The following is a 26,248-nucleotide window of genomic DNA, read 5'->3' as shown; positions in this document are numbered from 1 at the left end:
GCATAGCCAAACATCATTCCTTGGTCACCAGCTCCCTGCGCGTTGGCTTTGCTTTCAAAATCGTCGGCCGTTTGACGGTCAACGCCCTGATTAATATCTGCTGATTGCTCGTGAATGGCCGAAAGTACCCCGCACGAGTGCGCTTCAAACATGTACTCTGCTTTGGTATATCCAATTTTCGCAATCACATCACGGGCAATCTGCTGCACGTCAAGGTACGTTTTGGTATTTACCTCGCCCGCCAATACTACCTGTCCTGTGGTCACTAGGGTCTCACAGGCTACTTTTGATTTGGGATCAAACGCCATGAAATGGTCGATGAGCGCATCTGAAATTTGGTCAGCTACTTTATCGGGGTGACCTTCCGACACAGATTCTGAAGTGAATAAATAAGACATCAGGAAAGAGGATTTACAATATGAATATTTGTGAATTCAACGTTGAGTTAAAGACACAAAATTAACCGATAAAAGAATGTGTACGTTGCTTTAGGGGGGTATAAAGCAGCCATAGACATCAAAATAAGATAACTTTTAGCATACTTACCCCAAATAGCCCTCAATTTTCAGATATTTAGTGGACAATACATAGCTTAAATAGATGTTTTATCTATTTCAAAGAATGCTATAACAGAAGCTGAAGTTTAAGGAAAATGGTTGGCGGAGAAAACTTTTCCCATTGTGGGTGTTATTTCACCAACAATTCGTGACAGGAAAAAAAGATTGGCGGAGAAAACTCCACCAAAGGCCGCAGGATGGTTCTTCTACGTTTTTCGTTTCTTTTTCTTTGCCGAAGGGAAAAGCACATTGTTCAGGATAAGCCGATACCCTGGGGAGTGCGGGTGGAGATTGAGGTCGGTAGGCATCCGGTGAAAACCACGCTGCCCTTCGGGGTCGTGGCCGCCGTAGAAAGTAAACTGTCCTCGGCCTAACTCACCGTAAATATAGCGGTCGGAGGATTTGCTTTGCCCCATCACCAACGCACTCGACTTAACGGTTTTCTTGTTGAAGGCGGTTGTTTGTCCCATAAACTCCCGAATCAGTGTTTCGTGGTTTTGGACGAGCATGGCAGGTATCACATCCCATTTGGCCGAAAAATCAAACAATGAAAAAAAGCTGTTGCTTTCATCGTTCCATCCTTGACCAGAGGAAGAATTGATGCTAGAAAATGACATTCCTCCGCGGTATTCGTCGTCACCAAGCTCCAATTTAAAATCTTCAAAGGCCAATGTTTTGCTAAAATCAAGTTTAGATTGCGCGTTGGGGTCGATGCCATCCCCGTCAAAAATGGACGGTACGATGTCAACCCCCTCGGCCGCCAGGGCCACGTCCAGAGACTCCGCCCCTGAACACATGGCAAACAAATACCCGCCGCCCGCACAAAAACCCTTGATGGTACGGGCTACGTCGAGCTTGAGCTGGGACACTTTCTTATACCCGAATTTCTTAGCGATATTTTCCTGCGCCTGTAAATCTTCAAGGCTCATCCGGCGGCGATTGCGGCCAAATTGCCCCGTAAAATCTTCGTGGTGGAGGTGCAGCCAATCATATTTGGCCAAATCACCTTTCATAATTTCTTCATCGTACACAATCTCAAACGGGATTTCGGCGTACTTGAGCACCAACAAAACGGCGTCGGTATCTTCAAACGAGGCCCGCCCCACTTTGATGGGACTATACACGACGATTTTGGCGGCCTTGTGGAGCTTCACAGCATCCATGTTTACGTCGGGACTGGTAATGTAGGTCATCATCGAATTGACCGTGGCGTCGGAGATGACCTCATACGATACCCCCCGCAAACGGCATTCTTTTTCCACCGCCGAGGAATATTTAATTAAAAAACTACCACCCCGGTAATTGAGCAACCAATCCACCTCCAAATCTTCTTTCAATACCCAATAGGCAACGCCGTACGCTTTAAGGTGGTTGGATTGCTTATCGTCCATCGGAATGAGGACCGCGTTGGCGAGGCTTTTGGTGGCCGTCGCCAGAAGCAAAAAGAACAGATACCAAGTTTTCATATCGTCCGTGAGAGTTATCAGGTTGGTGGACTGGTCGTGTGGGAACTGTAAACGAAATGGTTAACGGGAATTGTGTCTTACAGAAACAATGTACTGAGCACGAACAACGGTGTGCATTTGTGCGGCCTCAATACCTAAAATTTCCTTAACAAAAATAGCAGAAAATTTTATTTTATCAAGGAAGAAAAGGATTATACTTTTTCTGAAAATTAATTTAAAATGTCAAAATAACAAAAAGGCAAAAACGCTGGCAGTGAAGCAAATAGGCAGTAGAGATACTCACGAGAGCTCCCTGACTCAACGTGTGGCGGGCAAAGAAGAAAACAGGCCACAATTATTGACGGAGACAACTACCCAAAAAGGGGAAAGAAGAAGCTAAATTTTGGCGGTGTTGTCACCGCCAAAAAGGGAAAGCTATAACAATTGCAAATTTTCAGGGTCAAAAGGCAGAAAATCAACGCCCATGTAAATGTCGGCCATTGGAATTTCGATGTCCAATGAATGCAGCGGAATCATACCTTCTAAGTCTGTATAAGCCCGGTATTCCCACGTATTCAATTCATTTTTATAGAATACTTCCACAAAAGGCAAACTTTGTTCAATCAAGACATATTCCCGAAAGGACTCCATCATGCGGTAACGCATAAATTTACCCCCACGGTCGTAGGCCCTGGTTTCTTCCGACAGTACCTCAACAATCAACACGGGATTATTGGTCGCATTTTTAAGTTCCTCAAAAAAAGAAACCCTCCCGCACACCACAGACACATCTGGGTACACATATTTATTGCGCGACGTGGCCACACGCAAATCGCTATTGTACGCGAAACAACGTTTACCTAAAAGTGCATTTCCTAAGCTACGTCCTGCATTATTAGCAATCAGACTATGCGTAGGGGTTCCGCCAGCCATGGCATATACCTCGCCATCGTGGTACTCATATTTTGTATCGGTTTCCTTTTCCTGCGCTAGGTACTCTTCAATACTTAAACGCTGCTGATATTCGGGCTGTCCCATAGTACTTTATGATTTCTTACCGTAAAATTAGAAAAAAAACCGATGGCTCTTTTGGTTTGAACAAACCAAAAGAGCCATCGCAAATCTCAAAACAAATCCCCTTCAACGCTCTACTTTGCGCCGGGTGGGCAATGCTCTTTTAAAAATTTAGTAAAAAGTGTATTCAAGTGACGGGAAGTCCCTTCGCCTTCGTAAATACCATGCGAACGGTTAGGATAGGCCATAAATTGGAACTGTTTGTTGTACTTTATCAATTCATTGACCAATTTTTCGGCATTCTGATAATGCACATTGTCGTCGCCTGTACCGTGAATATACAAAAGGTTTTGGGTAGGGCGTAAGTTCTTGGCATGGCTGAGTGGCGACCCACTAACAAAATCTTCCCGATTTTCCTGCGGAATCCCCATGTACCGTTCTTGATAAATATTGTCATAACTCAATTGATCGGCCACTGCTGCTACGGCAATGCCCGTTTTGAACAGGTCAGGATATTGAAACAACAGGTTGAGGGTAGAAGAACCTCCCCCGCTCCAACCATGCACCGCTACGCGGCTGGTATCGATGAAGGCATTTTGTGCAAATAAGGTTTTTGCCCCCATCGCCAAATCACGAATGTTGACGTTGCCAATTTTACGATAAATGGCTTTACGCCAAGCCCGTCCCTTCGGAGAAGGCGTACCACGGTTGTCGACGGAAGCATAAATGTAGCCATCTTTGGCCATGTCGCCGATGTAAAGGCCATTGCGACCTGTGCCCCAACGGTCCATGACGGTCGAGCTGGCGGGTTCTCCGTAAACAGAGAATACAATCGGGTATTTTTTTGTCGGGTCAAAATCATCTGGTTTCACCATCCATCCGTCCAACTCCGTGCCATCTTCCGTTTTTATCCGAAAGAATTCCACTTTTTTCTTAGCCGAAGTTTGCGCGGCCAATTTTGCCGTAATATCATCACTCTCCTTCAGCGCTTTGTGGTCGGGGAGGCGCAACCACTCGTTCATCGGAGCCGTATTGGCATTGGAAAATGAATGAGACGCCCACGCGCCATTGGGCGAAATATCGTAGCGATGAGACCCCACCTGACTTGCTGGTGACATCCGTTCTGCTTTCCCACTTCCGTCCAATTTTACCCGAAACAGGTAGGTTTGGGTAGCGTTATCAGGCGACGCCATGAAGTACGCATAATTGTTTTTCTCATCAATCCGCACAATTCCAATCACATCGTAGTCACCCACTGTGAGACACTTTTCCGTTTTACCATCGCGCGAAACACGGTAAAGGTGACGCCAGCCGTCTTTTTCACTCATCCACAAAAACTCCTTCCCGCCGTTTAGCCAATCCCAACCTGCGGGGCTGTCGGCCCATGAGTAGCTGCTTTTGGTTTCGACCCAAGCATCGTCACTGTCGGCATAAAACTCGGTAGTGCGGCCCGTTTTTACGTCGGCATAGAGGCATTTTGCTTGATTCTGCTTCCGGTTGAGCTGTTGCAACACCAGTTCGTTGGCGTTGGCCCATTCCATGCGGGGAATGTAAGTATTGCCAGGGTCGCCAGGGGTACTCATCCACTTAGTAGCACCGCCGCTCGCACTCACCACGCCAATTTTATACGGAGAGGGGCGCTCTCCCACTTTGGGATATTCTACGGGCACATTGAAAGCGTAGGTAGAATCTGTATTATTAATCATCAAAAAATTACGAATCTTAGTAGCATCAATCTGCCAATAGGCTATGTTTCGGCTGTCTGGACTCCAACGGAAACCATCGCGGCAGTCAAATTCTTCTTCATACACCCAGTCAAAGGTTCCGTTGATGAGGCGCGTGGTACCATCTTTGGTCAGTGGGGTGATTTTTCCTGTTGCGAGGTCTTCGGCAAAAATATTACGTTCGCTTACATAGGCTACCTTCTTGCCGTCGGGCGAGAATTTGGCAAACATCAAAGAAGAAACGGGACGTCCTTTTCCCACTTGGGTCAGGGTATTTTTGTCCAAATCCAACACCCAATAATCGCCCCGCGTGTCGTAGCGCCACACACGCGCGGTGTTGGTATAAATCAATGCTTTACGACCATCTTCTGAAAACTCATAGCTCCGAACGGTCAAGGGTTCACTTTTCCCCGCAGGGGTCAACTGCTTAGCAGAAATCAACACCGTTTTTTGCAAATCAGGCAGAGAATACTGGATAATTTCCTTGTTTTCAATACGGCGATAACCGTTGCCGTCTTCGGTCCACTGAACACCTCGGTTAAACTGCGCCCGCAGCGAAAGTTGTACAAGAAGGAAAAGGAGTAAGAAATGGATGCGTTTCATTCCAAAGGGTTTATTGATTTGTTGATAGAAAAATGATAAACGTAGGGGCAGGCTTACTCTACGGGTTACGGTATTTAGCCATTGCGGCTTTTATTTTTGCAACTCGGTTCTCAGGACTTGGGTGAGTACTCTGAAACTCAGCGGGTCGATTCGGCCCACCTGCGGCGGCCAAAATTTCCATCACCTCCACCATAGCTTCGGGGTTTCGGCCCGTTTGAATCATGTATTTTACGCCAAAATCATCCGATTCAAGCTCATCGTCACGCCCATATTTCAGGTTCATCAAATTAGCTACGTATTGCGCAATGTAGGCACTGCCATTAGGGGAGTTGGGGTCTGATAACGCCACCGATGCCGCCCCTGCCAATCCACCTACTAGCTCTTGCTTGGCCATTTGCTGCGCCGAATGTCGGCCTACCACGTGCCCGATTTCGTGACCAAGTACGCCTGCCAGCTGGTCTTCGGTTTTGAGGCGCTTCAACAGACCCATCGTGATAAAAATCTGTCCTCCCGGCACAGCAAACGCATTGACCGTTTCGGCATCAGCCAGCACATGAAAATCAAATTGGTAAGGGCCGTCTTTTACTTCGGTATTCTGCACAATGCCCTGCCCCACTTTCTTGACCAGCGCCTGTACTTGTTCGTCCTGATACAAGCCTCCAAATTCGGCGGCCATTTGAGGTGCGCTTTGAAGACCCAGCGTAATTTCTTCCTGAGGGGTAAGGCTTACCCGCTGCGTTTTGCCAGTGATTGGATTAACCTGCGACTTGTTAAAGTAACCAAACAATGCAACCACGGCCATGATTAGTCCAATCAGTAGCCTTCCACCAATACGAGAACGTCCCATTGTGTTAAAGTTTAAAGTTGAATAGTGAAGCCATCATTGTGAAGGCATGTATTCGATAAGCGATAAAAAAATCATACCTGACTTTAATCGCTCTGTATTTTTTGTAAAAAGTCTAAGATTAAATGAGCAACCCCGCCAAGGTTGCCGACATATAAGATGCTAAAGTTCCGCAAATAAGTGCTTTAAAGCCCAAACGTGCTAAATCAGAACGACGCGTCGGGGCCAATTCGCTGATACCACCCACCTGAATAGCAATCGAACTGAAATTGGCAAAACCACACAAGGCAAAGCTAGTAATGGCAATTGTTTTGGCATCTAGGGTATCTTTGATATGAACCAAATCCAAGTACGCTACAAACTCGTTGATGACCATCTTGGTCCCCATCAAGGCCCCCGCTACTTCCACATCTTTGGAAGGCACGCCCATGGCCCAGGCAAATACCGAGAAAACTTTTCCGAGCAAAAAGTTAAGGCTCAACGTAGGAAAAGCAAAAAGGCCCCCTGCTTTGCCCAACAGAAAATCGACCAAGCCAATCAGGGCAATAAATCCAATCAACATCGCAATCACGTTAAAGCCCACTTTAAGTCCTTCGCTGGCTCCCGCTGCGATGGCATCCAACAGGTTGGCGTGCGCTTTTTTGATTTCTAACTTCACCACTCCCTTGGTTTCGGAAGTCTCGGTTTCGGGAAACACAATTTTAGCAATCACTAACGCCCCAGGCGCCGCCATCAAACTCGCCGCAATCAGGTACGACGCAGGCACGCCCAACTTAATATAGGTAGCCATTACCCCCCCTGCAATACAGGCAAAACTTCCCGTCATGGAAGCAAGCAGCTCGGAGTTGGTCATGCCTTTGAGGTAGGGCTTAATCATGATTTGGGCCTCTACTTGCCCCACAAAAGCCGATGCCACGTTTGACAAAGCCTCGGCGCCACTTACCCCCATCAGCCATTTCATTAACTTAGCCAACAACGCCACGATACGTTGCATGAGACCGATATGGTACAAAATATTAACGAGAACGGCCACAAAAATAATGGTCGGAACAATACTGAAGAAAAAGATAAAATCGTTGCCTGCTCCGAAGGCTTTATTAAGTACGGAAGGTTTTACCAATGGACTAAACACAAACTCGGCACCGCGATCCGAAAAACCCAACACTTTCTGAACACCTTTGCCCAGCCAATCGAACATAGTTTGTCCAATGGTGGTTTTAAGAATAAAGACGGCTAGTCCGAATTGAAGCGCCAGTCCCACGCCAACGGTGCGGTAGTTAATCGCTTTGCGGTTGTTGGAGAGCGCGTAGGCAATACCTAAAATTAATACAATCCCAATAAGTCCTGTGAAACGTTCCATGAAGTGTGTCAGTAATATCTCTAAAGTGTAGGTTAGTTTTGGTTAAATCAAGCGGGTAAAGATAGGAATGACGTTTTATTTTTCGGTAATTATATCCTCATTTTACAAAAAATAAAGTCATTTACCCTTCGTTCAATTTTGTTTCCACTCAGATTCCCCCCTATATTTGACGGCAATATTGGGACTAAACACACCCACCATGTCAAAAAACTTAGTTATAGTTGAGTCACCGGCCAAGGCCAAAACCATCGAAGGATACCTCGGAGCAGATTTCACGGTCAAATCAAGTTTTGGCCACGTTCGCGATCTACCCGACAAAGATTTAGGGGTAGATGTTAAAAACGGATACGAACCTGCCTACGAAGTTTCTGCCGATAAAACAAAGGTTATCAATGAGTTAAAGAAGCTAGCAAAGTCCTCCGACGAGGTTTGGCTTGCAACTGACGATGACCGTGAAGGAGAAGCCATTTCGTGGCATTTGAAAGAAGCACTCGGCTTACCAAAAGATACAAAACGGATTGTTTTTCGGGAAATTACCAAAACAGCCCTGCAAAAAGCCATTCAAAATCCACGCCTTATCGACATGGATTTGGTCAATGCCCAACAGGCTCGCCGCGTACTCGACCGGCTTGTAGGCTATGAATTATCCCCAGTTTTGTGGCGAAAAATAAAAATAGGCAACAGCAGCGCGCTGTCAGCAGGACGCGTGCAGTCCGTAGCGGTGCGCCTCATTGTGGACCGGGAGCGGGAAGTGGAAGCCCACGAATCAAAATCCTCTTTTAAAGTCGTTGCCAAGTTTATTTTGGAAGGTGGAAAAGTCCTCGAAGCCGAGCTGCCCAAGAACTTCGAAACGGAAGCACAAGCCCGAACATTTTTAGAAAAATGTAAAGGCGCTACCTTTAAAATCAAAAATCTGGAAGTAAAACCTGGTAAAAAATCTCCCGCACCCCCATTCACCACTTCTACTTTACAACAGGAGGCTTCGCGCAAATTGAGCTTTTCAGTCTCACAAACGATGACCGTGGCCCAAAAACTTTACGAAGCGGGTAAGATTTCATACATGCGTACCGACTCCACCAATCTATCGGAGGAGGCATTGCAAAAAGCAACCGACCAAATCAACAGCGAATACGGCGAAAAATACCACCAAAAACGCGTATTCAAAACCAAATCTGAGTCGGCACAGGAGGCCCACGAAGCCATCCGCCCAACCAACTTTGGGGAACTGAAAGCCAGCAGTGACCGCAATGAGCAACGCCTGTACGAATTAATCTGGAAACGCTCTATTGCCTCCCAAATGGCCGATGCGCAGCTCGAACGCACCATTGCCACCATTACCATTTCAACCACCAGCGAAGAATTGGTGGCGCAAGGTGAAGTCATTAAGTTTGACGGTTTTTTGAAAGTATACCTAGAATCTAAAGACGACGAGGAAGAAGACACCAAAGGAATGTTGCCCCCGCTCAACATTGGGCAAATCCTGAATTTGGATTTTCTGAAAGCAACAGAGAAATTTTCGCGCCCCAAACCCCGCTACACAGAAGCAAGTTTGGTGAAGCAATTGGAAGAAATGGGCATCGGACGTCCTTCTACCTATGCACCTACACTCTCGACGATTATCAAGCGAGAATATGTGGTCAAGCAGGATAAAAAAGGGCAAGAACGTGATTATAAAGAACTGATACTAAAACAAAACGAACTAAAAGAGTCGGTTGGGAAAGAAAATTACGGCGCCGAAAAAGCAAAGTTATTTCCGACCAACACGGGCATGGTGGTCAACGACTTTTTGGTCGAACTGTTTCCCAACGTCGTTGATTTCTCATTTACGGCCAACGTGGAGAAAGAGTTTGACGAAATTGCCGAAGGAAAACTACCTTGGCAACAAATGATTGATAGTTTTTACCAAGGATTTCACCAGAAAATCGGTGAAGTAGAAGGTTCAAAAGTACTCAAAAGAGCCGAAGCCCGTGAGCTAGGACTTGACCCTAAATCTGGAAAACCGATTTTTGCCAAGATTGGAAAATTCGGACCGTACGTCCAAATCGGCGAAGCAACCGAAGACGCTAAACCCCAATACGCCAACCTGAAAAAAGGCCAACTCGTAGAAACCATTACCCTCGAAGAAGCCATTGAGCTGTTTTCGCTCCCCCGTGAAGTAGGGTTCTTTGAAGACAAACCGATGGTGGTAGGCGTGGGCAAATACGGGCCGTACGTTAAGCACGACGATAAATTTTACTCACTCGACCGCGGTGACGACCCCTATACCATCGAAGCCGAGGCGTGTATTGCCGCCATCCGCCTCAAACGCGGCGACTTGGCTGGCGAAGGCGAAGGACTTGGATTTTTGGAAGAGAAGCCCATCACCACGGGTATGGGCAAATACGGGCCATTTATCAAACACGACGACAAGTATTATTCTCTCCCCAAAGGCATGAGCTTGCAACGCGTGACGCGGGAAGAAGCCCTCGAAATCATTCAGAAAAAACGGGAAGCCGAAAGCAACAAGGTCATTCGGGAATTTGCCGAAAATACCACCGTTAAAGTTTTACGTGGCCCTTACGGCCCTTACGTAGCGGTTGGAAAGCGGAATATTAAAATCCCGAAAGACACCGATCCCGCAACCCTCACGCTGGAAGATTGTTTGAAACTGGCGGGAGGATAGTTTTTAGGAGTTAGAGCTCAGAAGAGAGAATGAAGCATAAGTAGTTTATAAGGGGTAAATTGCTTTAGGTATTTACCGATTGTACTTATTTTCACTGCTTCCTACTCACTTCTCACTCCTACAAAACATGGACCAACGCATTATTAATCTCTTTGATGAGTATACACACAAGCCCCTCAAACGGGACGACTTTTTCAAGCGATTGACCCAACTCACTGGAAGCACGGCCGCAGCAATGGCCGTGCTTCCTTTGTTAGAAATCAATTATGCACACGCCTCCACCGTCAAACCCAACGACGAGCGTTTGACCATCGAAAACATTACCTATGAAGGAGATGGCACGCAAATGAAAGGGTATTTGGCGCGGCCAGCGGCCCCAGGCAACTACCCCGCAGTAGTGGTCATTCACGAAAATCGGGGCATTAACCCCCACATTGAAGATGTAACCCGCCGTGTAGCGTTAGCGGGCTTTATCGCCCTTGCGCCCGACGCCCTTTCTCCGTTTGGCGGTACACCCACCGACGCCGAGCAGATTCGCACGTATTTCGGGCAACTTGACGCCAAGAAAAACCTCAACAACTACATCAAAGCCTTTGATTATCTCAAGTCTCGCAAAGACTGTACCGGCAAAACAGGTTGCGTAGGGTTTTGCTGGGGCGGTGCGATGGCCAACCAACTGGCCGTAAACGTCCCTTCCCTCAACGCTGCCGTCGCCTATTACGGACGGCAAGCTGATGCCGCCGATGTGCCTAAAATCAAAGCAAAACTAATGCTCCATTATGGTGCACTGGATGAACGCATCAACGCGGGAATTCCCGCCTACGAAGAAGCCCTCAAAAAAGCGGGAATCAAGTATGAACTATATGTGTATGAAGGTGCGCAACACGCTTTCAACAACGACTCTGCCCCTACGCGCTACAATGAGGCTGTTGCAAAACTGGCATGGGAAAGAACCATTGGCCTCTTTAAGAAGGAATTAGGCAGTTAAGTATTAAAGCAATTTCAATCACGCAGAGACGCAAAGTGGCAAAGAGAATAGGTTATTGATAATAAACACTCTGCAGCTTTGCGCCTTAGCGTGAATCTTAAATTTATTGTGCCTTGATACTTAATTACTCCCCAACCCATAATCAAAAATCCCTTCCAATGACTTGGAAGGGATTTTTTTTATGGTGTGGATATATATCAAAAAAGCTATTCTACTTGCTTCCTCCGCGACGACCACCGCCCGTGGCGCCACCGCCAGCCGGCTGTCCTCCAGCGCTATCGCCTGAGTTATCACCGCCCTGTTTGGTATCGTCGTTGTTAACACTTTTCTTACGTTGGAAGAAATTACCATCAAACGACATTTTACCAAAACGCTTACGGAAGGTAAGGCGGAAACCACGGTTGTACATCAAGTTGACCTGCTCTTGGCTAAAGATATTTCCGGGTGTCGTGCTGTTGAGGTTGCTACGTTGGCTAAATGCGTTTTGCAAGAAGTTTTCAGCGCCAAAACCTAGGCTGGCTTGTTTCTTCTTAAACTCTTTCAGAATGTTTAGACTGTATCCCATAAAACCACCTCGGGTACCTTGCAACTGAATATCACGTGCCCGACCAAAAGCATACATCTGCGCGCTCCAGTCTTTGCCTAGCTGGTACTGAATCTGACCAAAGAGGTTATAGGTCCAGTTTTGGTTTTTAACCCCCAACGAAGGGCTGTTCAACGTGATATAACGTACGTCGATGTTTCCGTTGATGGTCATTCCTTTCACTGGTTTTACCATGGCAAATACGTTCAAACCATACGCACGGTTGCTGCCGATGTTTTGGAAAGTGGAGAGAAGCGTGTTATCATTTACTATCACACTTCCAACGTTTACCCCTTGCTGACTGGTCAATTGATCAAACAATGCCTGTCCACCACGGTAACGCACGCTTTCAATCGAGCCCTCGGTCATACGGGTATAAGCCGAGAAATTAAGCGTTGTAGTTTTGATAAACGTACTAAGGTTAACTTCAAAGTTGTTGGTGTACTCAGGGTTAAGGTTCGGATTTCCGAAAGAAACGTTGAACGGATCACTCTGCGAAACGTTGGGATTCAAGAACTGAATTGACGGACGCTGAATCCGGCGGTTGTAGCTGAAACGAATCGTTTTGTTTCCTTTCAGGCTTTTTGAAATCGTAATGCTCGGAACCAAGGTTGCAAAGTTTGGTAATTCAACCGCTGGAGCATCTTGGTATTTAGCACCCAGTTGCGTGTATTCATAGCGCAAGCCAGGTTTGAATCCCCACTTGTTAGTCGTTTGAAACAGGAAAGACAAATAACCCGCAAACACGTTTTGGTCATAGCTAAAAATATTGGTTCTCTGCGGATTAGGCGTATAAATGCCCCGACCCGTGCTATCATAATTGAAACGAAAATCACTTTCGATATGACGTAAAATCATTTTTGCACCCGTTTCAATCTGGGCATATTTACTAATTGGATCTTGATAATCAACCTGTAAGGTGCGCTCCTTCGTTAAGCTTTTGTTGGGGTTGCTTTCACGGTAAAAAAGTTCACCCTCCGTTGAGCCACGGTACTGGTCACGGGTATAGCTGTTGTCACCCGCATTTTGACTCAACTGTGCCAGAATACTAAATTCCTTGTTTTCTTTTTCGAACTTGCGGGTATAATCCAAGTTTACATCAAGGTTGTTACCGATGTTTTTGGTATCAATCTTATTGGCAAATGTTGGATTTACGGTCGTACCAAAAAAGCTGAATGATTGCTGTGTATTCTCAAGATTGAACGCCCGGCGGCTGTTACGAACACTCAGGGTCACATTGTCCTTTGTGGTAGGCGAATAGTCGACACTCAACTGCACATTTCCAAATCCACCCAATTGTTGACCATTGTTTTCCTGACGTGTTCTCACTACGTCACCATTGGCCAGTTGACGGCTGATATTAATGTAGCCACCTGTTGGCGGGTACATCATACGTCCACCCGCGTTGACGGACACCCCCAATTTTTTAGTTCTCAGGTTTACGTTTCCGAATAAATTGCTCGACCGATTTCCGCCTGCAATATCAACCGAGCCAGTAATACCTTGAAGGGTATTTTTCTTGGTAATAATGTTTATAATACCTGCCGAGCCTTCTGCGTCGTATTTTGCCGAAGGTGAAGTGATTACTTCAACGGTTTTAATCTGGTCGGATGGAATCATTTTCAGGGCATCAGCCACGCTGTTGGCAACGATGGTAGAAGGCTTGCCGTTAATCAATACACGGATGTTTTCACTACCGCGCATCGACACGTTTCCGTCCAAATCCACCGAAAGAAGGGGTACTTTGCGAAGCACATCACCCGCATCACCTCCTGTGTTTGAAATATCTTTTTCGGCATTGTATACCAAACGGTCTACTTTATCTTCAATAATGGCTTTTTCTCCCGTTACGGTCACTTCCGCTAGGGTACGCACATCAGGGGGAAGGTTTAAATTTCCCAAATTTTGTTCCTTACTGCCTTTTCCAATCGTTAATTTGGCAATTTCGAAGTTTCTGTAACCAATAAAACTGGCCACAAACTTAAAATCTCCATCGGGTACTCCTTTTAACAAAAAAGCACCTTTAAGGTCTGTCACCGAACCGTCGACAGGTTTGCCAGTTTTAATATCAAAAAGGGCAACGGTTGCGTATTCAACTGGCTTGCCAGAAGCAGAATCAACGATGATTCCAGATACCCGCCCGTTTCCTTTGGGAAGGTCAGGCATTGCCTGCTGTTGTTGTTGGCCCATTCCACCCGGACCTCGGTCACTACCGCGACCACCCCCACCAAAGCCACCGCCTCCGGGAAACTGAGCCTGAGAAGTGAAAGTAATCCCTAAAACGGCTGTTAAAACGTAAAATACTTTTTTCATTATAAATTGATTATAGTAATTTGTCTATTACTTAAGACAATTTTAAGTATACAAATGTTACTCCTAAAGCGTTAGAAAGCACATAAAAACGACCAACTGTAAGGTCTAAACGACTAAATAGGGGAAAAACATAGACGAACGAAATCAGTCAAAGAGGGGCCAATTGACCCCAAAACCAAGCGACCGCCCCACAACTGGGTAAAAGGGTGTAGAGAAATACCCACGTATCAGTGCACCTTGGTAATTCCCTTGCGCGGCATTGGCCATTTTAACAAACAATCTGACCCGATTGATGCGGGCATTGAGGAAGATTTCTGTGTAGACCACACCTTCGGTTTTGAGACGGTTTTGAAGGTAAAACTGCTGGGTCAGGGGCATGTAGGCATCGGCATAATAGGCCGACTTGTAATGGATTTCTCCCCCTACTTGTAGAAAAAGAACTTTGGCATAAACAAAATCAAAAGTAGCCCGAAAGTTGGCAAAAAAGCGTGGAATACGCAGAATATCATTGTTTGACACCAACGTATAATAGGTCTGGGTCAAAAATTGAAATTTACCCGGACGCCATTCAGCTTCACCTCCTAAGCGCACCACACTAAACGCACTGGTATATTGACGCGCCACGGCTGCGGTATCATAATAAAAATAGTTGTTGATTAAATGATAATCCAGCCGAGGGCTCAATCGGAGTTGCTTTGTGTTGACGTTTATTTGGCCGTAGATGTTGTTTGAATTGACCAATCGGTTGGAGTTTGTCCAACGCAGGTGATTAGCATCGTACAATTGTTGAACAAAAGTAGGAGACGTAAACGTCGAAAGATAACCTACCTTAAACCATTTACTTACTACTTCTCCTTTGATTTTAAAATCACGACCCAACAGATATTCAAATTCGGCCGTGGCGCGTTGCGCGCTGTCTTTGAGGTAATAAGCGAGCCATAATCCCACAAAATTTTCAAATCGGCTGAGTCGATATGTCCCCGTAGTGCTGTCGCTTTTGGTGTAAGCACCGTTCATATTGGCAATGCGCTGACGATAATGGGCGCGGTAATTAAACCCCTGAAAACGCCCTTTGATACCAAATTTATTTTCAAACAACCGAAACTTTACTTCCTGCCGGGTTTGCGTCGAATCGTAGTAATAGTTATTGTAAAACCCGTACAAACGGGCATTGGTCAGGTCAGTATCGGAGAAAACATCAATACTGCGTTTGTAATCAAACACGTGATACACCTGAAAACCCTGCGCTAAGACATACTGCTGGTAGGTATGCCAATTGTTGCGCCGCTCCCATGATTGCGCAGTCCGAAACGTAGCCGAAGGGTTATCGTATTCAATGCCCCGGTCAGTTTTGAAGTTAAGGCTGTCGGGCGACATCCCACCTTGTTCGTAAACGTGATGATTCAGGTGGTTGAATTGCCCCAAAAAAGTGTATTTTTCATCTTTGGAGCGGTAATTTCCGTGAAAAACAAACCCCCAATTCTGGGCTAAATTCGTTTGGGAATCACTCTGCCCGCTGGTCCCGAATTGTTTATTGGTGGTAAAACGCTGAACGTTAATCCCCAAATTTAAACGGGGAGAGAGGTTTTGGCTGTGGTCGAAACGAAGGATATTCTGCCCGCCGCCGCCCAACGTCAGGTAGAGATTGGTATACGGAGATTTAGTGTCGTAGTATTTTACGTCGTTGATTTGGTAGGCATAGGGGGAATAAGCATCATAACCAAATTGAGTACCTAGTTGCTCGATGGGGCGAAAGAATACATTCCGCGCAGCCGTTCCAAAATTACCCAAATCTACCAACTGAAAATCAGAGCGTTGCACAAAGTTATAGCGATGAAAATCATCGTAAGATGTATCAATTTGATAGAGGGTTTTGTAGTTATTAAAAATATCCTCTTCCAAAAAATAACGCGCGGTACGGGGGCCATAAATCACCTTGGTAGAATCATCAATTTTGACCTGCCCGCCCTGCCCCAAGCCGCCCTGCTGGCCTGAGCCTAAAGAGCCACCCGTCGGCATCCTGATTTGGCCGTAAACCGCTACGGAGAAAAACCCGCAAAAAACAATGTATAACCACTTTTTCACGCCACAAAGTTAGTATAAGTTTTTAGTCTACCGTTCATCGAGGACCCTGAATTGCCCTTTATTTCACGCCCACTCTTTAATTTAACGTTGACTTTCAAGCAATTACACTAAACACTTTGACAAGAATTAACGATATTTAACCTTTTGAGTATTCGGTTAGGGTTTGTCATTCAAAGCGTGTTAATTTTGTTATAACCATCACTGAAAAGTCAAATGTCCAGATATGCCTTTACGTATCAGCAAGAAATAGGTCATCAGGGCCAAAGCCTGGTGCCCCATTTTCCAGGTGGGTTATCGGGAGTAACGATTGGCCCCGGCTATGACATGGGAAGCCGTACGCCCATGGAAATTTACGAAGACTTAACCAAAGCGGGCATTCATCCGCAAACTGCACAGGCGTTTATGGATGCGGCCTCCAAAACTGGCGATGAGGCCCAAGCTTGGGTCAATCAACACCGCCATGAACTCTACATTACGGAAGAGCAACAACAGGCGCTGTTTGACCATGTGCTCGTTGATGAATACGAACGCAGGCTGCGGTCGCAGTTGGCCCAATTTACCGATGAAAGTGACACTGTAACGCATGACATGATTTCGTGGGAGAATTTATCTGAAAAGCAAAAACACATTCTGTTTGACTTTGCCTACAACCCCGGTCTAAGCAAGTTTCCTACGCTTACTGAGGCGGTATTGCGGGAAGATTGGGATACCGTAGCTCAGTCGTTTGAACGTTTTTCGGGTGGAGAACCTTTGTCTTACCGTAACGATACATTTTATGCAACTTTTCTCGACCCCAACGCCCCGCCCATTGAATCTGGGTCGGAAATTGCCGAAGTGATTGATGCCATTGAATTGCCTGAAAATGAATCTATTGAAGTCGCAGAAACCATCTGGAGCAACGACCTTTACGCCGAAACACCCATCATTGAAGAACATCATGCCAGTCATAACGCTCAAACAGATGTGCATTTGGAAAACACCCTCAACGAGCAGGATTGGGATGTTTAAATTTGATGAATAACTAATAAATTCACCAAAAAGCCGCATCTCTATATCAGAGATGCGGCTTTGGTCTTTCATCAAACAAATCGTAGGCCCACTATTCGCCCAATGGCTTAACCATAATATCCTTATAATAGACTATGCTTTTGGGGTCGTGGCCTTGCAACGCAAAAGTTCCGTTACTGATTTTACGACCACCATCTTTCACCTTCGTTGCTACCTCCTCAGGTTCTACGTAATCCACTACGATTTTGTCGTTGATTTTGATGGTAATGTGCTTGCCCTGCACAATGATGTGCTCGGTATACCACACGTTATCGTCCACAAAAACATCTTTTACATCCTGAACTCCGTAGAGGCTTCCCGTTCTGCGCCAGTCGGTATGTGAGTTGTTGACCTGCACTTCGTAGCCTTTTGAAGGCCAACCGCCTTCTTGGTATTGAGTATGAAAATAGATTCCAGAGTTAGACCCGGGAGTAGTCATTACCTGGGCTTTAAATTCAAAATTCTTAAAGTTATGCTCTCCTACTTTGCCGTCATAAAAAATATGCGCCCGGGGGCCTGCCACCTTGAGGGTACCGTTTTCAAGACTAAACGTAGAAGCATTCTCCCCGACTTTCCAACCGTCCATTGATTTTCCGTCAAAAATAGTAATCCAACCGTCTTTCTTCTTCTTCTGAGCAAAACTTACACTTACGGCCATTAAGAGCATCAGTGTTCCGAAATACAAAACTTTTTTCATGATTCTTCAATGATTAAGGTTTAAAATAACATAAGGATACACCCGCCTAATTACTACTTTTGATTAGAGTCGTTTTTCTGCCAAAATCCATAAAAAAGGGGCCGAAGCCCCTCACTCTTTTTATCATATCGGTTTTAACTACCGAATAAGCTGAATCCATCCTTTAGTTGTAACAGGCTCACTTTCACGGGCCAACGTTTTGAAACTCACTTTAGCCTGATAGAAATACGTTCCAGTGGGCAGTTCCTGTCCGTCGGTTGTTTTTCCATCCCAATTGAGGGCGGGGGTATTGGTTTCAAACACTTTTACCCCCCAACGATTGTAGACCACAAACGTGATAGATTCTACAAAAATGGAGCATGTAAGCGGAATGAATAAATCATTTTTGCCGTCGCCGTTGGGCGTAAAGACATTGGGTACTCGAAAATCTTCACAGTTATTATTACAAACTACGTTGCTACGGGTACTTTCTGACCCAAAACGTGAAATGGCTGTCACGTAATAACAACCCGCGTACGAATCCAATCCATTGTGTTTGAAGGTGGTTACAGGCACGGTCGTTTGCCCAACGCGCTTGAAGTCATCTTCAGGATAACGCGCAAAGTACACATTATAGCTTGCCACTGCGGCGCAAGGTTGATTGGCCGAATTGGTAGCGGGAGAAGTCCAGTTCAGGGTGTTACTGACTGTTTCGGGACAAGGCCCGCCCGAAACAGTTGCACAATCCAATATATCCAATTTTAACTCTGGAGGACAAGGTTTGGTGCTGTCTGATGGCACACCACAGGCAATTTGGGAGAAATTGAACAATTGCCCGACCCGAATCCGTGGACTGTCGTAAGTTCCGACGGTCTCGACGCGATAACAGTAGGTGGAATCAGTCGATAACTTCTTGGAGACATCTCCATCGGCCAAAAAGCGGTCAGTTCCGTCGTCGATGTAGGTAAAGGTATTAGGCCCTTGCACCGATACTTCAGCAATCAGGTTAAACGTGCCTGGGCGCTCGCGGTTTTCACGGTACACGCGGTGCCGCTGGTTTTCGTTCCGCCAAGGCACAATCGCTTGCCAATTGAGACGCAATCCTTGTGACGCCGGCGACACATCCAACCGCACGCTGCTGGCGGGCTCGGTCGTTCCTAAGCTGGTCAAAGTACCATTGAGTGTATGAAAAAACTCCAGCCGATAGCGGTAGCCGTTAAGGGAAGTATTTAACCCCCGATCTATATAAATCGTATCGGCATTGGGTTGAAGGGTCGTGTTGATGGTGGCGATAACGGTATAATTGGTTCCGTTCAGCCCCGTTGCCCGAGAAAGACGATATTGGTATGGCCCGGGCACATCACCAGGAGCAAACGGAGGCCGTGTCCACTTTACGGTTATTACCCCGCGCGTGGTGCTTGTCGTATCAACGGTAACATTGGTCAATACTGGAATTTGTGCGGGCAAGTCCAAACAGGTTTCGTCCGAAAGTGGGCTGTTTCCTCCCTGCGGCAAGGCATAAACGACCCGAATCCGGTAACTGTATTGAACTCCTCCCCGGCGAAGCCCCATTCCATTGTTGTCATCCGTAAAAGTAGTCGTAGCCGCTGGTACACGGCCTATTTCGGTATAACCCAGCGCCAACGGGTCGCCAGGATTGGTACAGCCACTAAATGTACCACCCGTACAACCTTCTTTGCGGTAAATAGCAATTTGTGCGCCTGGCAATTGACACAGATAAGACGTCCAAGTTAAGGTAAAGCCTGGAACTGCCCCCGTCGAAACCCGCGCCGCAAGCCCAGTAGGTTTGGGAGCTACCACCCGAATCGAAAACGACTCCAGCGAGGCCAATTGCAGGCTCATCCTACCGGGTAAATCTTCTACTTTAAAGACAACATCGTAAGGAGCCTCCCTCACATGGTTACAGTTGGTCAGCCAACGGAAAGTACCTACCGCTGGCGAACTCAGTGGCGTGGTAGGCGATGGCGTAAACGTAGCAAACGCTGGGGCAATTAGGAACTGGCTCGCATCTGTAATGGGTTTTCCATCAGGATTGACATTAAAGACCCCGCCATAAGCAGAAAGCACCATTCGGTTGTTATCGGGGTCGGTTGCCCGCACGGTTTGGGTCACGGTTTGGCCTGCTTCAACGCAAGTGTTGGCAATGGGGTCGAGCAGCGGCCTTCGGTTGGGGCTGTCGCCCACCACAATCTGCATATCCCGTACTACTTCCCCGATTTTAACGCCATCACGCCATTCTTCAATGATAAACGCAACGTTATAAATACCCGCAACGGCGGGTGCGTCCCAACATAGATCACCAGTAATGGGGTTAATGGTAAAAGTAGCGGGCCCGTTTTTTAATTCATTTTGAGCGTCAGGATTCAATCCTAAGGCAGGGTCACGATAGCCATCTGCCACTCGGTTGATACACGTCCCTGGTTCGCCACGTTTGGGAGTCGAAAGTCGATACGCCAAGCTATCACCGTCGGCATCAAATGCCGCAGGATTGTGGCAAAATTTCTGTCCGATGCGCGCCGAATCCAAGGGAGGGTTGAGCATCACGGGCGTTTTGTTCAAACCCAACGAGGCATTAATCACCAAAATTGTTTCTACGTAAAAAGGGACATTCACAGAATTGGTCAAATTGACAACCCCGTCATTACGGTTTTCTATCCCCACCGAAATAACATAAACACCAGGCGAAGAAAAAGTAAAATTAGCCTTAAAAGTATTGGCTGAAGTCGAATTGGTGATGGCTTGTCTGCCAGTTCGCATCGCCAATAACGTTGAACCTACTCCCCCGACAAAGGGACGGATACAAAAGGTTACATCGTTTTGCCCGTCACTGGCCATCCGTCCCCCAATTTCGTCGTGGTAGGTGGTGAGCAAAATTTCATAGGTTAAATCTTTGTCGGTTAATCTTTTGGCCGTGATTTCACCTGCGCGAACGTGGGTTGCGTAAGAATAGTATGTGCTGAAGACGCACAACAGAAAAAATAGAGAACGTAGAGTCAAATGCCTCATCGGTAGTAAAATATAAAATGGGGTCAAAAATACCTTGAAGTTAGGTCGTCGCATATTATCAATTAAAAAACGAAATATTTGCTCAAATGGTGTAAAAATTATTTGTTTTTAAATGTAGAGGCATTTTTCTGATTCGTTTTTCGGTTTTTTATCAAACAAAAAATCTACACACAAGGTTAAAAAAACAAGCTTTAAATATCACTCGTTATTTAGCAAAAAAAGTTACACTTTAGATTGTTTCTAAATTGATTGAGACCTACTTTTGACCGCTGAAAACAGTATAATTTATCGTTTTAATTTAACATTTTTTGATATGTCTTGGCTTACCCAAACACTGACAAGCTCCATTGGTAAAAAATTAGTCATGGCGTTGACTGGCTTGTTTTTGTGCTCTTTTTTAATTGTCCACATGAGTGGGAACCTGCAATTATTTAAACAGGACGATGGCTTGGCTTTCAACGTCTACGCCGTTTTTATGACCACCAATCCGCTCATCAAAACCATCTCGTACGGTTTATACGCACTAATTTTATTGCACGCCTTCGAAGGCTTGTATCTTGCGTACCAAAACCGTCTGGCACGCGGAGCCCAACGCTACGTAGCCTACGACGGAAAAGCCAACAGCTCGTTTTTTTCGCGTAACATGGCCGTTTTAGGCACAGTTTTGTTGGTATTTATCGTGGTACACATGTCTAACTTCTGGTTTGAATATAAGTTTGGATATGTTCCCTACACCAAATACGAACAAAATCTGGTAACGGGCGAAGTAACCGCAACGCCTTACGAAGGGGAAATCAAGAACAAACTGGAAGAATTTGTCCGGGAAGAAAGCAACACTCGCGTCGTAATTGTTAAGGATTTATACCGTAGTGTGTTGGAAGGCTTCAAAAACCCCATCGTGGTTTTCTTCTACGTTCTCTCCATGTTTGCGGTATCTTTCCACTTGGTGCACGGCTTCAAAAGTGCATTCCAGACTTTGGGTATCAACCACATCAAGTACAATTCTCTACTTACCTTTTTAGGGGTGGGAGTATTCGGAATTATCATTCCGATTGGCTTTGCTTTGATGCCTTTGTATTTTTTCTTTAAAAGTATGTAAATGAAGGAGTTTGGGTTATGATGTATTCAGCCCAATGCCTCGCTAATGATTAACAATTCACAATTCACTTTTATATGGCAACCTCACCCAAATTGAACGCCAAAATCCCCGACGGGCCGTTGGAAACCAAGTGGACAAAATACCGTTCCACCGTTCCGCTCGTCAACCCGGCTAACAAGCGAAAACTGGAAATTATCGTAGTAGGAACGGGTCTTGCAGGTGCTTCGGCAGCTGCTACTCTGGCCGAGCTGGGGTATTCAGTAAAAGCTTTTTGTTTTCAGGATTCAGCCCGTCGTGCGCACTCTATTGCGGCACAGGGAGGAATCAATGCCGCTAAAAACTACCAAAACGACGGTGACTCAACTTACCGTTTATTTTATGATACGATTAAAGGAGGCGACTACCGCGCCCGCGAAAGCAATGTGTACCGTTTGGCAGAAGTGTCGGCGGGTATCATTGACCAATGCGTAGCGCAGGGGGTTCCTTTTGCCCGTGAATACGGCGGCTTGCTTTCAAACCGCTCTTTTGGAGGAACGCAGGTGCAGCGTACATTCTACGCGGCAGGACAAACTGGACAGCAGTTGTTGTTGGGCGCTTATTCAGGCCTTCAGCGTCAGGTGGGTTTAGGTGCTGTTAAAATGTACACCCGTCATGAAATGCTCGACGTGGTGGTGATTGACGGCAAATGCCGTGGAATCATTGCCCGTAACTTGGTGACTGGCGAAATCGAACGTCATTCTGCTCATGCAGTACTCCTTTGCAGCGGTGGATACGGAAACGTTTTTTATCTTTCGACCAACGCAATGGGTTCCAACGTTACGGCGGCTTGGAAAGCGCACAAAAAAGGGGCGTTTTTTGGTAACCCTTGCTTTACACAAATTCACCCTACCTGTATTCCAGTTTCTGGCGACCATCAGTCTAAACTGACCCTCATGTCGGAGTCGTTGCGGAATGACGGACGGATTTGGGTTCCTAAAAAACAAAATGATACGCGTCCTGCCAATCAAATTCCAGAAGAGGAGCGTGATTATTACCTTGAGCGTCGTTATCCTGCCTTCGGAAACCTCGTACCCCGTGACATTGCCTCTCGTGCCGCCAAAGAGCGTTGCGATGCAGGTTATGGTGTAGGAACTTCCAAAATGGCGGTTTATCTTGATTATGCCGCGGCCATCGAGCGCTACGGTAAAGGGGAAGTAAACAAACTTAACCTTCATGACGCCACTCCTGAAAAAATCACTGAACTCGGCAAAGCCGTAGTAAAAGAAAAATACGGCAACCTGTTTGACATGTACAAGCAGATTACGGGCGAAGACCCTTACGAAGTACCGATGCGTATTTATCCCGCAGTACACTACACCATGGGTGGTCTTTGGGTCGATTATAACTTGATGACGACGGTACCTGGTCTGTACGCTCTTGGAGAAGCCAACTTCTCTGACCATGGCGCCAACCGCCTTGGAGCCAGTGCATTGATGCAGGGCTTGGCAGATGGTTATTTCGTTATTCCTTATACCATTGGTTCTTATCTTGCCAACGAAATCCGCACTACGCACATTTCTACTGATCAGGCAGAATTTGTTGAGGCAGAAAACAAAGTCAAAGAGCGCATCACAAAACTGCTTTCTATCAAAGGGAAAACCTCCCCTGAAGTATTCCACAAGCGCCTCGGCAAAATCATGTGGGATAAATGCGGAATGGCCCGTAACGAGGCAGGTTTGAAAGAAGCCATCCAAGAAATTCAGGCGTTGAAAAAAGAGTTCTGGTCAGATGTGAAAGTACTGGGCAGTGCCGACGAATTCAACCCTGAGCTTGATAAAGCCGGCCGCGTGGCTGACTTCATCGAACTGGGCGAATTGATGTGTACCGATGCCCTCAACCGTAACGAATCATGCGGTGGTCACTTCCGTGAAGAATATCAAACCGAAGAAGGCGAAGCCCTTCGCGACGATGAAAACTACATGTTTGTATCGGCATGGGAGCACAAAGGTGAAAGCACTTGGGAGCTTCATAAAGAGGATTTGATATACGATAACATCAAAATCGCGCAGCGGAGTTACAAATAATAACCTTTGTCATGCTGAAAGGGTCTAAAAGTGCAATCAATCCTATTTTTAGATGCTTTCAGGTTGACAATAATTATCCCCAAAAAAGATGTCAGCAGGAAATATGAATCTGACCCTCAAAGTATGGCGTCAGAAAAATAAAAAAGATTCGGGTCGAATCGCGACCTATCAATTGGCGGGTATCTCCCCCGACATGTCGTTCTTGGAAATGTTCGACGTACTAAACGAACAACTCATCAACGAAGGACAGGAGCCCGTTGCATTTGACCATGACTGCCGCGAAGGTATTTGTGGGATGTGCTCAATGTACATCAACGGCCGGCCGCACGGCCCTAAAGGTGCCGTGACAACCTGTCAGCTTCACATGCGCAGTTTCAACGACGGCGATACCATTGTGGTGGAGCCGTGGCGCGCAAAAGCATTCCCAGTCATTAAAGATTTAGTGGTTGACCGTTCGGCCTTTGACCGTATTCAATCGGCAGGGGGGTATATTTCGGTCAATACTGGAAATGCCCAAGATGCCAACAGTATTCCAATTCCGAAAGACCGCGCCGACGAAGCTTTTGAAGCCGCCGCTTGTATTGGTTGCGGAGCGTGCGTGGCGGCCTGCAAAAATGCCTCGGCTATGCTGTTTGTGTCGGCAAAGGTTTCTCAACTATCTCTTTTACCACAAGGCCAGCCAGAACGCAAGTTGCGCGTTGAGCGCATGGTCGCTCAAATGGATGAAGAAGGATTTGGTTCATGTACCAACACGGGTGCATGCGCCGCTGAATGTCCAAAAGAGATTCCGCTCGAACACATTGCCCGCCTCAACCGCGAATATTTAGGCGCGAAAGTGACTTCGGAACGCGTTTAATTGCAATAAAACAACCTCAATAAAGTGTCTGTCGGTTTGGGTTAGCCCATTCAAAATCGGCAGACGCTTTTTTTGTGGGATTTTTCAACCATGTTATCCTATCTTGCACAACCCTACCCGATCAATACCCTTCTGACAAGAAACTCGTTAACGAGTCGAATAAAACGTACAAAACAGTTCCTTCGGTCGCAAAATCAAATTTCCCGTACGGCATACGGTAACCTAAAACTATCCCCTTGGTCATTCAACATTGGGTTGAGTTATTGGATTAATACAAACGGGAGGCTTCAAAAGGCGGCGTGCGCTACATGAAAACAGGAGTACGTAAATTGAACGCCAAAAATCGGTTAAATTGCTGGTAAGGAGTACCTTACCGTACATTGCGTTATGGCTCAAACGGGTACGATGTTGAACTAAACTACGAGCGCCGTTCATATACCTTCGAAAGGTACAAATTTTGGGGCGACTACAATGGTTTTGTCCCCTACGTAGGCCCAACGCTCGCCTACGAAGCGTTAGCCGATACCGACGGCGCAATGTTCAAACTTTTAAAGCAAAAAAATTGGTCCTTGGCGTCATTTTCGGTGGGGATATTCGGATTACCCAGTCCGATGCTTGGCTTTTACGTACCAATCTGCGCTATACCCCCAACCTACATTTAAAAGCAGAGGATAAAAAAGTAATATTTGACCAATTGGAGTTCAATTTCATTCAGTTCGTGCGGTTTGTGGGTATAGACAAAGCATTAAAAGGATAATTTCTCTTCAACAAAACTGACATTGAACTACCCACTAAAAAAATCATCGATACGATTATGGCACATTATTAAATCGTTTATTTCAGAAGTGTTTTTTATAAAACTATCAATTCTTGGGAATTAGTAGTACATTGTAGTAAATACTCGGAATTGATGCTTGAAGAACTATTTGATATAGCGCAAAGAAATTTACCTAAGATAAATTTTGACCTACACATCATCCGACACGAGCGCTTTCAAAAAGAAGCGATTAAAGTTATCTGCACCGTAAATGACTTTTCTGCCTCCAGAATCATCCGTAAAACGTACGAAAACCCCTTCAGTATCAGTACCGCTTGGTTTATTATTGAAAGAAGAGTCAATCCCCACTATTCAACAATCCTTGAGAATATCTATGAAGCGCAAGTCAAAGGCATCGGGATTATGGTCTATTGATGGCCAATTTATTTCCCTTTTAGGATATTGAAAGTCTTTTCTCATCAGAACCAATTGAGAATCACAAAAAGCTCACACTAACAATACGTCTCAATTTTTTGGCAAAATAG

Annotated in this window: 18 protein-coding genes; 8 read left to right on the top strand and 10 right to left on the bottom strand. The window is 45.9% G+C overall.

Translation table 11 applies throughout. The features are described from left to right. The 6 genes from GVN20_RS15000 to GVN20_RS14975 all read right to left on the bottom strand — a co-directional run. Nucleotides 1-398 (bottom strand): S-adenosylmethionine synthetase N-terminal domain-containing protein (locus GVN20_RS15000; protein WP_304621485.1); only part of this gene is annotated, 398 nt, incomplete at its 3' end. A 365-nt stretch (nucleotides 399-763) separates the two neighbouring features. Then, entirely contained in the window at nucleotides 764-2,023 is a 1,260-nt protein-coding gene (locus tag GVN20_RS14995; RefSeq protein ID WP_166559109.1) for an asparagine synthetase B, read from the bottom strand. Nucleotides 2,024-2,437: 414 nt separating this feature from the next. Further along, on the bottom strand, nucleotides 2,438-3,040 hold the full coding sequence (locus GVN20_RS14990; protein WP_166559108.1) for a Uma2 family endonuclease: 603 nt from the start codon (nucleotides 3,038-3,040) through the stop codon (nucleotides 2,438-2,440). A gap of 110 nt (nucleotides 3,041-3,150) precedes the next feature. Beyond that, nucleotides 3,151-5,343, bottom strand: coding sequence for a S9 family peptidase (locus GVN20_RS14985; RefSeq protein WP_166559107.1), 2,193 nt, complete (start codon nucleotides 5,341-5,343; stop codon nucleotides 3,151-3,153). A gap of 58 nt (nucleotides 5,344-5,401) precedes the next feature. After that, nucleotides 5,402-6,190 carry a M48 family metalloprotease gene (locus GVN20_RS14980; RefSeq protein ID WP_114065824.1) on the bottom strand — a complete coding sequence of 263 codons (789 nt, stop codon included), beginning with the start codon at nucleotides 6,188-6,190 and terminating at the stop codon, nucleotides 5,402-5,404. A 118-nt stretch (nucleotides 6,191-6,308) separates the two neighbouring features. After that, complete coding sequence (locus tag GVN20_RS14975; RefSeq protein WP_114065825.1) at nucleotides 6,309-7,547, bottom strand: NupC/NupG family nucleoside CNT transporter; 1,239 nt, start codon at nucleotides 7,545-7,547, stop codon at nucleotides 6,309-6,311. A 199-nt stretch (nucleotides 7,548-7,746) separates the two neighbouring features. Here GVN20_RS14975 and topA point away from each other — a divergent pair, with 199 nt between their 5' ends. Together topA and GVN20_RS14965 are read left to right on the top strand one after the other, a co-directional pair. Beyond that, entirely contained in the window at nucleotides 7,747-10,209 is a 2,463-nt protein-coding gene (topA, locus tag GVN20_RS14970) for a type I DNA topoisomerase (protein WP_166559106.1), read from the top strand. A 127-nt stretch (nucleotides 10,210-10,336) separates the two neighbouring features. Further along, nucleotides 10,337-11,197 carry a dienelactone hydrolase family protein gene (locus GVN20_RS14965; protein ID WP_166559105.1) on the top strand — a complete coding sequence of 287 codons (861 nt, stop codon included), beginning with the start codon at nucleotides 10,337-10,339 and terminating at the stop codon, nucleotides 11,195-11,197. A 211-nt stretch (nucleotides 11,198-11,408) separates the two neighbouring features. Here the strand turns inward: GVN20_RS14965 and GVN20_RS14960 are convergent, their stop codons facing one another. Next, complete coding sequence (locus tag GVN20_RS14960) at nucleotides 11,409-14,093, bottom strand: TonB-dependent receptor domain-containing protein (protein WP_166559104.1); 2,685 nt, start codon at nucleotides 14,091-14,093, stop codon at nucleotides 11,409-11,411. A gap of 144 nt (nucleotides 14,094-14,237) precedes the next feature. Next, on the bottom strand, nucleotides 14,238-16,178 hold the full coding sequence (locus tag GVN20_RS14955) for a putative porin (protein WP_166559103.1): 1,941 nt from the start codon (nucleotides 16,176-16,178) through the stop codon (nucleotides 14,238-14,240). Between the two features lie 213 nt (nucleotides 16,179-16,391). Between GVN20_RS14955 and GVN20_RS14950 the strand changes: the two genes are divergently transcribed. Beyond that, complete coding sequence (locus GVN20_RS14950) at nucleotides 16,392-17,186, top strand: pesticin C-terminus-like muramidase (RefSeq protein WP_166559102.1); 795 nt, start codon at nucleotides 16,392-16,394, stop codon at nucleotides 17,184-17,186. Nucleotides 17,187-17,277: 91 nt separating this feature from the next. Here GVN20_RS14950 and GVN20_RS14945 read toward each other — a convergent pair whose 3' ends face one another. Both GVN20_RS14945 and GVN20_RS14940 read right to left on the bottom strand, forming a co-directional pair. Beyond that, nucleotides 17,278-17,922, bottom strand: coding sequence for a DUF1080 domain-containing protein (locus GVN20_RS14945; RefSeq protein WP_166559101.1), 645 nt, complete (start codon nucleotides 17,920-17,922; stop codon nucleotides 17,278-17,280). A gap of 138 nt (nucleotides 17,923-18,060) precedes the next feature. Further along, a complete protein-coding gene (locus tag GVN20_RS14940; protein ID WP_166559100.1) occupies nucleotides 18,061-20,928 on the bottom strand; it encodes a gliding motility-associated C-terminal domain-containing protein in 2,868 nt (955 codons plus the stop codon). 313 nt (nucleotides 20,929-21,241) lie between these two features. Here GVN20_RS14940 and GVN20_RS14935 point away from each other — a divergent pair, with 313 nt between their 5' ends. From GVN20_RS14935 to GVN20_RS14915, 5 genes are all read left to right on the top strand, one after another. After that, the gene (locus GVN20_RS14935; protein ID WP_166559099.1) at nucleotides 21,242-22,027 is read left to right on the top strand and encodes a succinate dehydrogenase cytochrome b subunit; all 786 of its coding nucleotides are present in this window, start codon (nucleotides 21,242-21,244) and stop codon (nucleotides 22,025-22,027) included. A gap of 74 nt (nucleotides 22,028-22,101) precedes the next feature. After that, on the top strand, nucleotides 22,102-24,090 hold the full coding sequence (locus tag GVN20_RS14930; protein ID WP_166559098.1) for a fumarate reductase/succinate dehydrogenase flavoprotein subunit: 1,989 nt from the start codon (nucleotides 22,102-22,104) through the stop codon (nucleotides 24,088-24,090). Between the two features lie 103 nt (nucleotides 24,091-24,193). Beyond that, nucleotides 24,194-24,946, top strand: a complete 753-nt coding sequence (locus GVN20_RS14925) for a succinate dehydrogenase/fumarate reductase iron-sulfur subunit (RefSeq protein ID WP_206023275.1) — start codon at nucleotides 24,194-24,196, stop codon at nucleotides 24,944-24,946. A gap of 380 nt (nucleotides 24,947-25,326) precedes the next feature. Further along, entirely contained in the window at nucleotides 25,327-25,608 is a 282-nt protein-coding gene (locus GVN20_RS14920) for a hypothetical protein (RefSeq protein ID WP_166559096.1), read from the top strand. Between the two features lie 248 nt (nucleotides 25,609-25,856). Continuing rightward, complete coding sequence (locus GVN20_RS14915) at nucleotides 25,857-26,138, top strand: hypothetical protein (protein WP_166559095.1); 282 nt, start codon at nucleotides 25,857-25,859, stop codon at nucleotides 26,136-26,138. The last annotated feature ends 110 nt before the right edge of the window (nucleotides 26,139-26,248 follow it).

The sequence above is a fragment of the Runella sp. CRIBMP genome (genome assembly GCF_009905605.1).
In the GTDB taxonomy this organism is placed as follows: Bacteria; Bacteroidota; Bacteroidia; order Cytophagales; family Spirosomataceae; genus Runella.
The sequence above is the reverse complement of the archived record's forward strand: the minus strand, read 5'-3'. Positions and strand labels throughout refer to the sequence as shown.